The organism is Gardnerella sp. DNF01157, assembly GCF_049244225.1.
GTDB classification, from domain to species: domain Bacteria; phylum Actinomycetota; class Actinomycetes; order Actinomycetales; family Bifidobacteriaceae; genus Bifidobacterium; species Bifidobacterium leopoldii.
In genome coordinates this window covers 1,218,881-1,233,699 of record NZ_CP058388.1, presented here as the reverse complement: position 1 = coordinate 1,233,699, position 14,819 = coordinate 1,218,881, and the positions used below count along the sequence as shown (strand labels likewise).

Annotated in this window: 14 protein-coding genes; 13 read left to right on the top strand and 1 reads right to left on the bottom strand. The window is 42.8% G+C overall.

The genetic code is table 11. The features are described 5' to 3' along the window. Nucleotides 1-13: 13 nt before the first annotated feature. Together HXT38_RS04665 and HXT38_RS04660 are read left to right on the top strand one after the other, a co-directional pair. Entirely contained in the window at nucleotides 14-724 is a 711-nt protein-coding gene (locus HXT38_RS04665) for a Crp/Fnr family transcriptional regulator (RefSeq protein WP_004105425.1), read from the top strand. 58 nt (nucleotides 725-782) lie between these two features. Beyond that, the gene (locus HXT38_RS04660) at nucleotides 783-3,104 is read left to right on the top strand and encodes a transglycosylase domain-containing protein (RefSeq protein ID WP_004574072.1); all 2,322 of its coding nucleotides are present in this window, start codon (nucleotides 783-785) and stop codon (nucleotides 3,102-3,104) included. 141 nt (nucleotides 3,105-3,245) lie between these two features. Here HXT38_RS04660 and HXT38_RS04655 read toward each other — a convergent pair whose 3' ends face one another. Continuing rightward, a complete protein-coding gene (locus tag HXT38_RS04655) occupies nucleotides 3,246-4,400 on the bottom strand; it encodes a quinone-dependent dihydroorotate dehydrogenase (RefSeq protein WP_004105417.1) in 1,155 nt (384 codons plus the stop codon). A gap of 228 nt (nucleotides 4,401-4,628) precedes the next feature. Here HXT38_RS04655 and HXT38_RS04650 point away from each other — a divergent pair, with 228 nt between their 5' ends. The 11 genes from HXT38_RS04650 to mvaD all read left to right on the top strand — a co-directional run bounded on the left by HXT38_RS04650 (nucleotide 4,629) and on the right by mvaD (nucleotide 14,819). Then, nucleotides 4,629-5,486: a DeoR/GlpR family DNA-binding transcription regulator gene (locus HXT38_RS04650; protein WP_004105415.1), complete on the top strand. Its 858-nt coding sequence runs from the start codon at nucleotides 4,629-4,631 to the stop codon at nucleotides 5,484-5,486. 533 nt (nucleotides 5,487-6,019) lie between these two features. After that, complete coding sequence (locus tag HXT38_RS04645; protein WP_116442599.1) at nucleotides 6,020-7,213, top strand: hypothetical protein; 1,194 nt, start codon at nucleotides 6,020-6,022, stop codon at nucleotides 7,211-7,213. A gap of 254 nt (nucleotides 7,214-7,467) precedes the next feature. Continuing rightward, nucleotides 7,468-7,824 (top strand): hypothetical protein, encoded by a 357-nt coding sequence (locus HXT38_RS04640; RefSeq protein ID WP_004105411.1) that lies wholly within the window; start codon nucleotides 7,468-7,470, stop codon nucleotides 7,822-7,824. A gap of 560 nt (nucleotides 7,825-8,384) precedes the next feature. Beyond that, nucleotides 8,385-8,951, top strand: a complete 567-nt coding sequence (locus HXT38_RS04635) for a hypothetical protein (RefSeq protein WP_421791742.1) — start codon at nucleotides 8,385-8,387, stop codon at nucleotides 8,949-8,951. 291 nt (nucleotides 8,952-9,242) lie between these two features. Continuing rightward, nucleotides 9,243-9,641: a hypothetical protein gene (locus HXT38_RS04630; protein WP_421791740.1), complete on the top strand. Its 399-nt coding sequence runs from the start codon at nucleotides 9,243-9,245 to the stop codon at nucleotides 9,639-9,641. Nucleotides 9,642-10,037: 396 nt separating this feature from the next. Beyond that, nucleotides 10,038-10,334, top strand: a complete 297-nt coding sequence (gene rpsF / locus HXT38_RS04625) for a 30S ribosomal protein S6 (RefSeq protein WP_004574062.1) — start codon at nucleotides 10,038-10,040, stop codon at nucleotides 10,332-10,334. Nucleotides 10,335-10,488: 154 nt separating this feature from the next. Continuing rightward, nucleotides 10,489-11,070: a single-stranded DNA-binding protein gene (locus tag HXT38_RS04620; protein WP_116442602.1), complete on the top strand. Its 582-nt coding sequence runs from the start codon at nucleotides 10,489-10,491 to the stop codon at nucleotides 11,068-11,070. 139 nt (nucleotides 11,071-11,209) lie between these two features. Beyond that, on the top strand, nucleotides 11,210-11,458 hold the full coding sequence (gene rpsR, locus HXT38_RS04615; protein ID WP_004105399.1) for a 30S ribosomal protein S18: 249 nt from the start codon (nucleotides 11,210-11,212) through the stop codon (nucleotides 11,456-11,458). A 16-nt stretch (nucleotides 11,459-11,474) separates the two neighbouring features. Next, nucleotides 11,475-11,921 (top strand): 50S ribosomal protein L9, encoded by a 447-nt coding sequence (rplI, locus tag HXT38_RS04610; RefSeq protein ID WP_004105397.1) that lies wholly within the window; start codon nucleotides 11,475-11,477, stop codon nucleotides 11,919-11,921. 540 nt (nucleotides 11,922-12,461) lie between these two features. Beyond that, complete coding sequence (gene mvk, locus HXT38_RS04605; protein WP_064340625.1) at nucleotides 12,462-13,586, top strand: mevalonate kinase; 1,125 nt, start codon at nucleotides 12,462-12,464, stop codon at nucleotides 13,584-13,586. 135 nt (nucleotides 13,587-13,721) lie between these two features. Further along, complete coding sequence (mvaD, locus tag HXT38_RS04600; RefSeq protein ID WP_004574055.1) at nucleotides 13,722-14,819, top strand: diphosphomevalonate decarboxylase; 1,098 nt, start codon at nucleotides 13,722-13,724, stop codon at nucleotides 14,817-14,819.

Sequence of the window (14,819 nt, the reverse complement as noted above, 5' to 3'; positions counted from 1 at the left end):
GGGTAGAGCAGCAATGGCAACACTCAGCGTTGACAGCGATGAATTTTCACTGCAACATACCGCATTGTTTAAGCAAGTTCCAGCTGATCAAGTAAAAGAATTGATGCAGTATTTGCAAGAATCGACATTTAAAAAAGGTTCGGCAATTTTTAATGAAGGCGATACTGACCATCGAATGTACTTGCTTGAGCGTGGAAGAGTAAAATTAGTTCGTCATTCAAACGACAATCGTGTGCAATTGTTAAGTATTCACACTCCTGGCGAAATTCTAGGCGAAATTCCCGTTTTTGATCCTAGCGGCGGTCCTCGTACAGCTTCAGCAATATCTATTACCAACAATACTAGAGTTTTATGGCTAGAAAATGACGTGTTATTCCATTGGCTAAACAATCACCCTAGCGTTGCAGTAGATATGCTTCAAGTGCTTGCAGCGCGCATGAGAGCAAATAATGAGCGAATTTCCGACTTAGTTTTTATGGATGTTCCTGCTCGTTTAGCGAAGACTTTGCTGAATTTAGCTTCAAGATTTGGCGAGCCTATGAGCGATGGCTTGCTTGTGCCGCATGATTTAACGCAAGAAGAGCTTGCGCAACTTGTTGGCTCTTCACGCGAAACAGTTAACAAAGCACTTATGGATTTTGCAAACAGAGGCTGGATTATGCGCCAAGGCAGGTCAATTATTATTTATAAGCCTGGCATGCTTATTCGTCGAGCTGAGCGTTAAAGTGCGAATGTTTATGATGCCAGTTTTCAAGTAGAGGCAAACCTTTAGAATAGTACGCATGCCGAAAAAGAATTCACTGACTGTTCGCCGTGTGCTAGCACTGTTCCTTACCTACATCACTTTGTGTGTTGCAGGAGGTGTTGCAGCAAGTATTATGTTTGTTCCTGGCGTAATGAGCGTGAATAGCATAGTGAAAACAGTAGTACCTTCACTTCGCGTTGACGGCATCGATTTTGATGTAACTGCTTTGCCGCAAAAATCGCGACTTTACGCTTCTGATGGCAAAACTATTATTGCAACTTTTTATGCTCAAAACCGCACTGTAGTGCCGCTCCGACGCATATCGCAATATATGCAGCGAGCAATGGTTGCTCGTGAAGACCGTCGATTCTTTGAGCATTCCGGCGTAGATATGCAAGGTGTTATTCGCGCATTCGTGCAAACATTCGTTAAAAAGGGAGATATGCAAGGTGGCTCTTCCTTAACTCAGCAATATGTAAAAAATGTGCTTATGATTAAAGCTCGCGAAAATAACGATCCTTTAGCTGAGTATCACGCTTCTGAAGGCACTATTGCTCGTAAATTGCGCGAAATGCTTATTGCAATTCAAATGGAGAAAAAATACTCTAAACTTGAGATTTTGCAGGGATATTTAAATATTGCGCAGTTCGGTAGCAATAATATTTACGGCGTAGAAACTGCAGCTCATCGCTACTTCAATACGAGCGCTGCAAAACTTAATCTTGTGCAATCGGCAACTATTGCTGCAATTACAAAGAATCCTTCGCGTTACGATCCTTCTATTGAAGCAAATCAGCCTGAAGCGCAAAAGCAGCGCAATATTGTACTTGATTTAATGCTTCGTCAAGGTTTTATTACTAAGAGCGAGCATGATTCCGCTGTTGCTATTCCTCTTAAAAGCACTCTTAACATACAGAGGGAAGTTTCTAAGATTGGATGCCAAGCTGCAGGTGATGCAGCATTCTTCTGCGATTATGTAACGAAGAAAATTTTGCATTCTCGCGAGTTTGGTAAAACTGCTGCCATGCGCGAAAAGTTGCTTACTGAGGGTGGTCTTGATATCTACACAACTATGGATTTGCGCGCCAGCAAGGCTGCTATGAAAGCTGCTAGAGATACGATTCCTGTAAACGATAAGAGCGGTTTTGAAGTTTCAATTGCGGCAATTAAGCCTGGAACTGGTGAAGTTTTGGCATTTGGCAGCAATCGTATTTATGATGCTACGGATGCTGCAAAATCAGATCCTACGCATACGGCTTTGAACTATGCTGTAGATGAGCGCGATGGTGGCGGTCTTGGTTGGCAGATTGGTTCTACGTGGAAGCCAATTAATATGGTTGCATGGATGCTTGCTGGAAAGTCAATTAATCAGCCTCTTCGCACTTCTATGCTTTACAACAATGCTGATTTTAATTGCAGCAAATTCCGCGGAGTTGGTAGTTGGTCAGTTCAAAACTCTGGTGGTGGCACAACTAATCCGGAAACTCCTTTGCAAGGTCTTGTGCGCTCGCATAACACCACTCAGGCTTCTATGGCTCAGCAAATTAAGCTGTGCTCAATCGCGGATGCTGCTCGCATACTTGGCTACCATAATTCGCCTCTTGGTCAGGAAAGTGTGTATTCTTCTAACTCGCTTAATCCGCCTATGACGATTGGTTCTGTGCAAGCTTCGCCTTTAACTGTGGCGAATGTGTATGCAACTATTGGCGCTGATGGCGTGGCATGCGATCCTATTGCTATTAAGCGAGTTGTTGACAAAAACGGTAAGCGTTTGAAAGTTCCTAGTGCGCATTGCCATCAAGCAATTCCAAAGGGAATTGCTCAAACTGCTGCTTATGCGCTGAATCAGGGTGTTGTGCAACCTGGCGGCGAGGCTTCAACTACCCAACTTGATGGTGGTCGCAAGACTTTCGCAAAAACTGGTACTAACGAACAGTACTACATGACTACAGCTGGTTTTGTGCCGTATCAAGTTGCTTCGTTTGTGGCAGTTGGTAACGCCGAATCACAAAAAAGCTTTAATGGCATGACTATTAACGGTCGTACAATGGCAGCTTGGTATGGTATGTATATTGCAACGCCAGCGTGGAAACAGTTTATGAATGACTATTTGAAAGCTGCTAACATTCCTGTTGACAACGATTATGGCAAGCCTGATCCAAAGTACACTGCCGGTGGAACTCTGCCTGGCATGCCTAAAAATACTGTTAAAACTGATCAGCAGAAGCGAGATGAAGACGCTAGAAAGCAGGCAGCACAAGAACAGCAGGAAGAAGCTAAGAAACAAAAGAACACGCAAGATCAGTACGGCACTGCTCGTCGCGACGACTATAGTAATTCAGAAACTGATAATTACTAAATGGTATTTGTTAACTCGTAATTGCTAGTTAACTTACTAAATACTAAGTTGTTTTGTGCTGTTCCTTACAAATAGACCCTTACTTATGCTACTTGATTGTGAGCAAAGTAAGGGTCATTTTTAGCGCAAATACGCACTGTACTAGTTCAAATCCGCACCAACTGCGTCTGTAACATGCTCAAAGCCGTCGCGTTTCAAAAGATCCGCAAGTCCGCGTTTCAGCGTTGTGATTTGCTGCGGTCCTCTGTACATAAGTGACGTAATAAACATAACCAAATCAGCGCCTGAGCGAATCTTCTCATATGCTTGCTTTGGCGTAAATACTCCGCCAATGCCTGCAATAGCAAAACGTTTACCAAAAGCTTTGCGCGTGCGTCGAATAAGCTCGTTGCTTGCGCTGTAGGTAGGACCTCCAGAAAGTGCTCCTTGCCAATCTTCCGGAACATCAAGTCCTGCGCGATTCTTTTGCAAGTTCGCAATACTTACTCCGTCAACTTTATGTTCGGCAAGTACGTCAAGCAAAGATTTGAACTGTTCCCAACCACCGTGCAAATTAAGCGGCATCTTAACTAACGTTGGCTGAGGTCGCTTAATAGTGTCAAGATCGGTGAATAATTTGTCAAGTGCTTCCGGCTGACTAAATGGTTCACCCACACGCGTGTTCGGGCATGAAATATTTACTTCAATTATTGAGCTTTTTCCAGCTGCACGTTCCATAGAAATATGGTAGTCTTCAATTCCTTCTTCCAAATCGCCAACTAAGTCGTCGTTTGTGCGCGCAATAGAAATAGACATATTCATAGATTTTGCGTGCGTCCAGGCTTTCTCGGCTCGTGCAACAACGGCTTCGCTGCCATCGTTTGCTAGTCCTGCGTGTACAAGAATAGAGTCATATTCTGGAAGGCGATGATACCAAGGTTTTTGATTTCCTTCGCATGGTCGGCTTGTGGTAGAGCCAACTGTTTCAAAACCAAAGCCGGCGTTGTCTAGTACGGTCGCCATTTGGCAGTTTTTATCCAGTCCTGCACTTAAGCCAAACGGATTTGCAAAATCCACACCCATAACGTTAGTTTCTAGCACTGGGTCTGTGTAGTTAAGCATTTCGCGAAGAAGCCACATTAATCCAGGAGTGCGTTCGCTAAATTTGCAAAAATTAATCATGCGATCATGCGCTTCGTCTGGAGGAATGTTAAAAACAAAATGCGGTTTAATAATGTGTTTGTATGAGAATGTAAAAAGGTCGGTCGTTGCTTTATTGACGACATTGTGCAATGAGTGTTCAGAAACGTAATACATATTTATATAGTAGGGCATTATTGTTATATGCGCTATTACTTAGTGTATTTTGTGCGTTTTTTTCTTGCCGTAGTTTGTGCGTTTTCTTCCTTAGTACGCGTTCGTTTTTGTGCGATTTTTCATAAAACTTGCTTTGCTTGACAACAAAATGTGCGTTCTTTTCGTTTTAATGCCCTGAAACGCTCAATTACGTTTGTTTTTTGCGTTTACGTGTGCGATAATGTTCGTATGATTTCTTCACAGCGTCAACATTTGATTTTAAGCCGTCTCCGTACGCGTGGTGCTGTTCGCATTACTGCGCTTTCTAAGGAACTGAACGTTTCTGCTATGACGGTTCGCAGGGATATCGCAGAGCTTTCGGATCGTGGGCTTTTAAAGCGCGTTCACGGCGGCGCTGTAACGACTAATACTTTGCTTTCGGAGCCGCTGTTTTCTGTAAAGTCGCAAATGGATATTGGTTTGAAGGATGCAATTGCGCGTTTGGCTGTGGATTATGTTTCTCCGGGGGATGTGATTGCTATTGGCGGCGGTACCACTGCTTATGTGTTTGCGCAACATTTGCTCGAGTCGCGCAGGGCTTCTGGCATTACGATTTTGACTAATTCGATTCCTGTTGCGGAGCTTGTGCAAGCTTTAGAGTCGAAGGATGTCGAGGTTATTGTTACCGGTGGCGTGATTACGCGTTCCAATTCGCTGGTTGGGCCTATTGCAGATAAAGTTGTTGCTTCTCTTCGTGTGAATACCGTTTTTCTTGGCACGCATTCTGTGTCTCTTCCTCGCGGATTCCTTATGCCAAATTCTTTGGAAGCTGCTACGGATATGGCGTTAATGGATATTGCGGATCGCACGATTATTTTGACGGATCATACTAAATGGAGTTGTACGTCGCTTTCGCTATTTGCTCGTTTTGATCAGGTTGATACTGTTATTACCGACGATGGTTTGGATGCTGACTCTCAGCTTCGTACGCGTGAGCTTGTGAAGGATTTGGTTTTGGCACCTGTTATTGATGAGCGAGATGTTCTTGATGCGTCTAATGCTGACGATTTAGTGAGTTCTGGAGATTCTGACGATTTGCTTGATTAGTATTTTTGCGAATATTTTTGCAAAGTTTAATTTTGCGCGCTGATGATTTTAATGCCCGAGTGAGTTGTTTACTCGGGCATTTTTGGTTTTTCTGTTTGGTTTTGCTTCAAGTGTGTCGATGTTTAAACAAATTTTGCTATGTTTAAATAAAGCGTGCCGATGCTTAAATATTGCGTTTTTTTGTTGTTTTTATAAGGCATTTAAAGAAATCGCAAAACTCAAACCTTAAAGAAAGCTGAAAAAACGTTAAAAAAATCCAGTATATGGCGTGTCGCGTAATTTTTATTAAAAAATACAGAAAAATGTCGTAAATATTTCTGCTTTTCAATGAATATAACGAATATTTATCAAGATTTTTGTATTTTTGATGCTGAGAAACCTGAATTTTAGTGTTGAGTTTTCTGAGAGCTTGCGGTAAGTTTTAACTCAGTTACCGGTTGAATCCCTAGTTCACTGGTACGAGCGGGAAACCGCAAATGGCAAATTTTTCTTCGCATACCCTAGTGCGAAGGAGAAGAAGAAAGGAAAATATTATGTTGAATAAGAAGGCTATCGCCGCATTCGCTGCTGGCGCCACCCTCCTCTCTGGTTTCGCTTTTGCTGCTCCAGCAATGGCTGCATGCCCAGATCCTGCTCCATTCAAGAGCGCTGCTAAGACGTCTGCTGATGCTGCTTACAAAGCTTATACTGATGCTAAGGCTGTTCTTGATGGTATGACTGTAACTCCTAAGCCAGAACAGCCTCTAGTTGTTATTACTACTTGGATTAATTTAACTCCTGATGCTACTACTGGTTTGATTGCTCTTAAGCCTACTGCTGCTTCTGCTGCTCCGTACGATGTGTATGTAAAAGCTAAGGCATATGTTGATGCTTTCAATGCTAACGTTACAGAGACTAGGGCTAAGGAAGCTCAGCAGACTAAGGTAAATGATCTTCTTGCTAAGTATCTCGATGCTAAGAACGTATTGGAGAACTGCGCAGTTCCAGATCCAACTGAGGATCAGATTAAGAGGGCTCTTATTAACAAGGTTCGTCTTGCTAAGATGAACTTGGACAACAAGGATGATTTGCTTGCTGTTGCTAAGAAGAATTTCAATGATGCTTATAAGGCTTTGGTTGCTGCTATTGCTGAGTACAATGCTCGCATGGATGCATTCAGTGCTGCTAATGGAAAGCTCAATGCATTCTTGGCTTCTGGCGTGAATGATTCTGCTACTGAGACTCGTTTGCGTGATGCAGCAGATCGTGCTGAGGCTCATCTTAAGCGTGCAACTGTTGCTCTTGCTAAGGCTAAGGCTGCTTATGATGATGCTTTGGCAAAGGATTTGGCTGCTGTAGCTGCTTATAATAAGGCTTTGCAGACTTACAAGGATGTTTACAATGAGGCTGTTGCTGCTGGTGTGAACCCAGCTTTGTTGCCACCAGTTGTGACTTCTGATCCTTTGGATCCAAAGGTTCCAGCTGTTCCTGGTTTGAAGCATGCTTATGCTTCTGCTATGAGCGGTAAGTTTGGTAAGGAAGCTAAGGCTGCTGAGGCTGCTGCTAAGCAGGGTAAGGATACCAAGGCTTCTGCTCAGCAGAACAACAATGCTAACGGTGCTGCCGCTGGTGCAAACGGTGCCGCTGCTGCTGGTTTAGCTAAGACCGGTGCTGCTGTAGCTATGGCTGCTGTTGCTGCTTCTGTGCTTGCTGGCATGGGTGCTGCTCTTCGCAAGATCCGTCACTAAGCTAAAAGCTGATTCAGCGATGAATCATTTGGGCTTTAGCTTACTGGTTGATCGTTGAGTCGATTTTACTGTGAATTACTTAGTCTAGTGTGCTAAAAGGTGCACTAGACTAAGTTTTTTTATAACAATTTTGTGCTCTGCACGCGCGTGTTCACGCCTTCGTCCTCATCCATTAGTTGCATTAAGTTGCTATTCTTACCTTTCTGAATATAATTCAAACTATAAAATTGGTTTATCGTATACTAATAAAGGTTATGATGTCAATTCAAAAGAATAATAAAAAATATGATGAATCTAAAGGTATTCTATATAAACTAATAGATTGTTCAATTGGGTTACTTGGCGCGATATTATCTGTTGGATTAGCGCTGTTTGCTACTTTTGTTATGCATAAAACTAATTCTTGGATTTCGATAGTAACTTGTTTTGTCGGTGCACTATTTGCTATTGCTAGATGGTTATGTGATAGAAAAGCCATTGAAGCAAGTTGTGGAACAGATTGCAAGTATGATGATGAAGAAACAGCGTATAAACTGATTAAATCTGCAATTGAAGGTTGCTTACTAGTATTTACCTTTGTCTGTGTATTATGTGGATTAGATAGAATATAGAATGTTTATTCCGCATTAATTGGAAAATGTCGGTAAAAGTACTTTAGCATTTTGGGCTTATAACCCGAAATTCGATTTCTTAGATGTGTTTTCCGTGGTTTCGCGACTTTTTCTTTACACCCGTGTAAAGTTTCTGCCGCTATTCTGCCCTTTCGCAACTTTTCCTTTACACAGCTGCACAGTTTTTGCCGTTTTTCCGCTCTTTCGCGACTTTTCCTTTACACCTGTGTAAAGTTTCTGCCGTTTTATCGCGCGCATCCGACCTTTCCTTTACTCCCATGTAAACTTTCTGCCGTTTTATCGCGCGCATCCGACCTTTCCTTTACACTCGCGTAAAGTTTCTGCCGCTACCTGCCAATTCCGCACCTTCTTTCCGTACCTTTTATCCACAATGCAAGAAATTTATTTACGCACGAATAAGGCTTTAATAACCTTGCATTATGAATAATTTTTATATAAACGATTTATTTTCGAATAGCGAACAAAATAAGTGTTGCTTCGCCCCGAAAACTAATGCTGAAAGAAAAGCAGTTCAAAGGTCAGCGCAACGTGGAGAAGCTGTGCGCGTGTACAAAAATCTTTACATGCGTAAAGAATATTGGAATAGTCTTTACGAAGCTGAAAAAATACGTCATATTGCGTTATCTATTATTGAATCGCACCCCGATTGTAAATTAACAGCTTCGACTGCCTCGGCACTTCTTGGGTATCAAGTTTCGAAAGATTATGACAGCGAAAAAAATTGCTATGATAATGCTTTTCTTAGCAAAAAGAAAAATTGTGTGGACGCAAGAGATACTAAAATTTATATTCGAAGCAACAAGCGAAAATCAAACAAGTATAACAATCAACTAAAAGTTATTCCTTCCGTAGGTTACGAACAGAATGGTATGAGCGATGATGTCCGCATTTTAACGCGTGAGAATAACAGTACTGGACAATTAATAAAGCTTCCGCATGCAAGCGATTGCGTGACTGAAGAAATAAAAAGTCACTTGGTAGATAAAAGCACTATGTTGTTTGACGTTGCTAATAATTACTCATTTAGATTTGCTTTGCCTATTTTCGATTCAGCAGCGCGAGATAATGTGAATTTAAACAGAGTGATCGAAATTTGCAAAAGCTGATACTGCGATTGCAAGAATAACTTGAGTGGCGTCGATTGTAATAGTGAGATTGCAAATAATAAAACGTGTGCGAATAGCAGTTTACACAAAAACCAACGTCATTATACAAGGGATTACGCTTATTTGGATGACTTGCGAAACTATGCAAAAACGAATGGTGGGACTAATTTTTCATTGTCTTTTAAGCAAATTTTTGAGTGTGAACAAAAAAAGTTGGCTAAATTATGTAAGCTTTGCTTCTTTGCAAATGGTCTTAGCGAGAACGCTGGTGAATCCTTAGCTCGGGGAACAATGATTAATTTGGGATTTATGATACCAGAATTACAACGTGAGTTTGAGATTCCACATATAAATTTGAAGTATCGTTGCGACTTTTTGTGGAGTCTGAATAATGGGGAGTTGATTGTTGGGGAGTTTGACGGGTATTCGAAATACTACATTGATACAGATGATGCGCAATATAAGAATGTGAATCTTAATTCTTCAGGAGACAATAAAAATTTATTCGAATCGCGAAACCAGAGTGTTATTCATAAGAATATCGACAAACAAGCGGAACGTGAGGTATTGCTTATGAAGGAATGCGGCGTAAATAAAATCGTGCGCTTTAATTACTCGGATATCCTTGATCCTAGGAAGCTTGAGAAGAAACTTGCAGCTGTTGGAGTGCCTAGAATTATTGGGGAATAGCCGATGCGTGCGTGTGCTGCGGAACTTTGCGCTTGATTCCGACCAAAACTTTACTCCTGTGTAAAGTTTTTGCCGTTTTTTAGCACGAAAACGACCTTTTCTTGACAACGCTGTAAAGTTTCTGCCGCTTTTTAGCACGAAAACGACCTTTCCTTTACACGTGCGTAAAGTTTTTGCCGTTTTTTGGCGCGTAGTCGACCGAAACTTTACGCCGCTGTAAAGTTTCTGCCGCCTGACACCATCGTTTAAGCGCGTAACTCTCGTCGTCACGAGCGTGCTGTAAAATAGCAAAGTTGTGTGCGGTTTTGGTGCTTGTCATCAAACATATCGCGCATATTTTGCAAACACACTCCTGCTGTGGAAGGTCCACAGCCGATAGTCCGAAGGAGGTGGGTGATGTCTGCACATAAGTATGAACTGATGTTCATTGCAAATCCTGAGCTGGATGAGCACGGTCTTAAGAAGTTGACCGAGCAGTATCTTGAGCTTGTCACCAACGAGGGCGGTTCCGTTGACGGTACCGATTACTGGGGTCGCCGCAAGTTTGCCTACGAAATTGAAGGCAAAACCGAAGGTAACTACGTTGTGGTGAACTACACTGCCGAGCCATCTGTAAGTGACGAACTTGACCGTGTTTTGAACCTTAACGAATCTGTAATCCGCACGAAGATTCTTCGCAAGGACGCTAAGTAAAAACTAGCAAAACTAAGTAAGCTCTAGTGAATTAAATAAAAACTAGTTAAGCTAAATAAATACGTAAACAACCGCGCATAAGTTGCGCACAAAATTGCCAGTAATTGCTAACTAACATGCGATTACGAGTAAAGCGAGAAAGAAAAGGCACGATATGGCAGGTGAAACAATTATTACCGTCGTGGGAAATCTCACTTCGGATCCTGAATTAAGGGCACTTTCCAACGGTGCTTCTGTTGCGAGCTTTACCATTGCATCCACACCTAGAACGTTTAATCGTAATACGAATCAGTTCGAGGATGGGCCTGCATTATTTATGCGTTGCTCAGCGTGGAGAGACTTGGCAGAACATTGTGCAAACAGCCTTTCTAAAGGCATGCGCGTGATTGCTCAAGGCAGGTTGTCGCAGCGTTCGTATCAAGCGCAAGACGGCTCGAATCGCACAGTTGTTGAACTTACAGTTGACGAAATTGGTCCATCTTTGCGTTATGCAACTGCGCAAGTTAACCGCCAAAGCTCTTCAACAGGTTTTGCTGGTGGCTCGCGTGCAGCAAATGCTGCTGGTGCAGGTTATGCTGGCGGAGCAAATTATGCTGCTGGCCAGGCCGCTTCTCAGCATGCCGCAAGTTCTTCAGCGGCTGATCCGTGGAGTGCTGCTGCGCCAACAAACGATAGTTTTTCAACTTTCGGTGCCAATTCTGATTTTGGTGGCGATTCTGAAGAACCTGAGTTCTAGCGTTTTAGTTGAGCTATAGATAGCGTATTTATTTGTTTATTTATGCACTTATTTACGCGCTTACTTAATCCTTATAAATACATCATCAGTTAAATGTTATGCGAACAAAAAGCATAACGGATTTGAGAGAGGACATCTTATGTCACGCAAAAGGCCGCAACCACCGGTCAAGCCTTTCAAAAAGAAGCCAAATCCTTTGAAGGCTGCCAAGATTACTGAAATTGATTATAAAGACGTTGCTTTGCTGCGCAAGTTCGTTTCTGACCGCGGCAAGATTCGTTCCCGTCGTATCACCGGCGTAACCGTGCAGGAACAGCGCAAGATCGCGAAGGCAGTGAAGAATGCTCGCGAGATGGCTTTGCTTCCTTACGCCACTACCGGTCGCTGATTGAGAGGATAGGAATATGGCTGAAACCAAGGTTATTCTTACCAAGACTGTTGCCAACCTCGGTCACTCTGGTGACGTTGTTGAAGTTAAGGCTGGCTATGCACGCAACTACCTGATTCCTCAGGGTCTTGCTTTTGCATGGAACAAGGGTGCTGCTTCCCAGATTGAAGCAATGCGTCGCGCTCGTCTTGCCAAGGCTGTTGCCACTCGTGAAGAGGCAGTTGCAGCTAAGGCTCAGATTGAAGGCACCGTTGTGGAGCTTTCTGCTAAGGTTTCTGAATCCGGCAAGCTTTTCGGTGGCGTTTCTGCCGATAAGATTGCTGCTGCTTTGGCTTCCAAGGCTCAAGTTGAGGCTCGCGCAATTAAGGTTGCTACTATTAAGACCACTGGTGAGTTCCCAGCAACCGTAACGTTGCATCCGGAAATCACCGCTTCCTTCACTGTTAAGGTTGTGGCTGAGTAAGTAGCTTTGTGAATTTTACAAAACATGTTGCAGCAAGCAGATTCTTGCTTTTAGTGGTTTTCTGCTTGTAATACATGTGGATTGAACTTAAGCATTAACTCTGCGTTTGCGTTGTATTGAGTTTTCTCATTGCGATGCTGCGCAGAGTTTTTTTATTGCTGCGCGCTGGTCGGTTTTACATTTCTATTCCCCGCGCGACCTTTTCTTTACAAGCGTGTAAAGTTTCTGCCGTTTTATTGCCTTAATCCGACCGAAATTTTACACTCGTGTAAGGTTTCTGCCGTTTTTCTGCCATTTTGCGACTTTTTCTTTACAAGCGTGTAAAGTTTCTGCTGTTTTATTGCTTTAATCCGACCGAAACTTTACACTCGTGTAAAGTTTCTGCCGTTTTCCAAATGTGAATGTGTTGTAAGTGTCACGTGCGTAACGTAGTTTTTTAAGTTTTACTCGACTAAATTAGAACAGTTGGAAAATTGCGAAATTATAAAGGAGATGCAAACTGTGCTGGAAAGCAAATATGAACTGGCTGACGAGCTTAGTATGAACGCAAAAGCGCAAGATGCCAACATATCTGCTATTCGCAATGACGAAGAGTATGCTTGTAAAAATTCCGTAAGCGCAAATCTTGAAAACGCAATAAAATACAGCAATCACAAAGGTTATGGCGAAACTTGCGCGAAGGTTATTCTTTTTGGCGAACATTCCGTGGTTTATGGCCATTCTGCAATAGCTTTGCCGCTTAAAAACTTGCGTATGCGCGCTGTTGTAACTAGTTGCAATGAATCTTTAGCACCTGTTTCGTGTGAATCTTTATCTTCTACATCAAGCGAATCTTTAGCATCTACGACGAATCTCGATTCACATATAACTCTTTCATGCCTTGACTTTACTGGCAAACTTTCCGAAATTCCTACGCGCTTTAATAGCATACGAACAGCAATTCGCGCGTCGCTAGAGTTTGCAGGGTGGAGCGGTGAGAATTTGCACATTTTTACCGAGTCTGATTTTCCAGCAGAACGAGGTCTTGGTTCGTCTGCGGCAGCTGCCGGTGCTGTAATTCGTGCGATTCTTGACTATTATGGCGTTGCAGCTAGCAATGATGAGATTTTTAAGTTGACGCAGACTGCTGAGTGTGTGGCTCACGGATGTTCTTCAGGCTTGGATGCCACTGCAACTGCTGCTTCCTGGCCTGTGCGTTTTAGTCGTGGCTGTTTTGATCGCATGGAAATTAACATGCGTGCGTGGCTTGTTTTGGCGGATTCTGGATGCAAAGGAATGACTCGCGAAACAGTTGAAGCTTTACGTTCTCGTTTAGAATCGAATCCTGTTGAAGTTGGAGCGCAGCTCAATAAATTGGGGGAGATTGCGGCTGTTGCAGAAGATGATTTGGCGTTTGGCCGTATTGAAAATATGGGTAAGCAAATGACTTTCGCACACCGTATTTTGGCGGATTTGGGCGTAAGTACTGCAAAACTTGACGCCTTGGTAGATGCTGCTTGTCAGCATGGCGCGTTGGGTGCAAAACTTACCGGTGGAGGTGGTGGAGGATGTGTCATTGCGCTGGCTGATAGTGAGGATGCTGCTAAGCGAGTGAGTGAAGCTTTTAAAAATGCCGGTGCTTGCGATACGTGGGTTGTAAATATAGGTGATTCTGCAATAAATTGAATCTTATTTTTACTTGAAATGTAGCATAAACTTTACAGTTGTTTAAAGAAAAGAAGCTTGTGCGCACTGTTTTGCTAAAATATTGCTTAGCACATTAACAAACGAGAATTACTTATCTGCCGCAAGAGGAACAGCATGCAAAATGTTGAAATTCAGCCAAAAATAACGTTTGACGCTAGTCTTTCACCCAACTCAGCTTTTGCTAAAGCAAACGCGAATATTGCGCTGATTAAGTATTGGGGTAAGCGCGATGAAAAGCTGATTTTGCCTTATACTTCCTCGCTTTCGCTCACCCTTTCGGATTTGTCTACAACTACAAGCGTAAGTTTTGCGAATAATCTTGAACAAGATACTTTTACTTTAGATAATGAAAAGATTTCGCCGTCTGCCAAAACTTTTCGTCGCGTAGTCGCTATGCTCGATTTGGTGCGTGAAATTGCAGGAATTTCAATGAAAGCAAGCGTTATTTCGCATAATATTGTGCCAACTGCTGCTGGTCTTGCGTCGAGTGCGTCTGGTTTTGCAGCTCTTGCGTCTGCTGCCTCGTACGCTGCTGGATTAAACCTAACTCCACGAGAACTTTCTAGACTTGCAAGACGTGGTTCTGGTTCAGCTTGTCGTTCGATTTTTGGAGGACTTTCAATTTGGCATGCAGGTTGCGACGACGAAACGTCTTATGCAGAGCCTATTGAAAACGCACAAGTTGCGCTTAAAAATTTAAACCTTGCTATGATTGTCGTCACTTTGGACGATAGCAAAAAGCCGATTTCTAGCCGAGAAGCGATGCGCAGAACGGTTGAAACTTCGCCAACGTATATGCAATGGGTTGAGCAGTCGAAGGACGACCTTGAAATTGCTAAAAACGCAATTCAGCGAGCAGATATTGAGCAATTGGGTGAGGTTGTTGAACGCAATGCTTTTGGAATGCACGAAACTATGCATAATGCTGTTCCATCGGTGAATTATTTGACTAGTAGCACGCATATTGTGCTTGAAGCGGTTAAAAATATGCGAAAAGATGGTTGGCTGGTGTGGTCTACGATGGATGCTGGTCCGAATGTGAAGGTGCTTACTTCTGGAGATGATGCTTATCGTGCGATGTGTCAGTTGCGCTCGCGAGTTGAAGATGGTTTGCGTAATTCTAGCGTTTTTTGTAATACAGAATATTGCGAGCCGAAATTTGCGATTGCGCTGCCAGGTGACGCTGTGACGGTGAGTACGAGTTTAAAATAG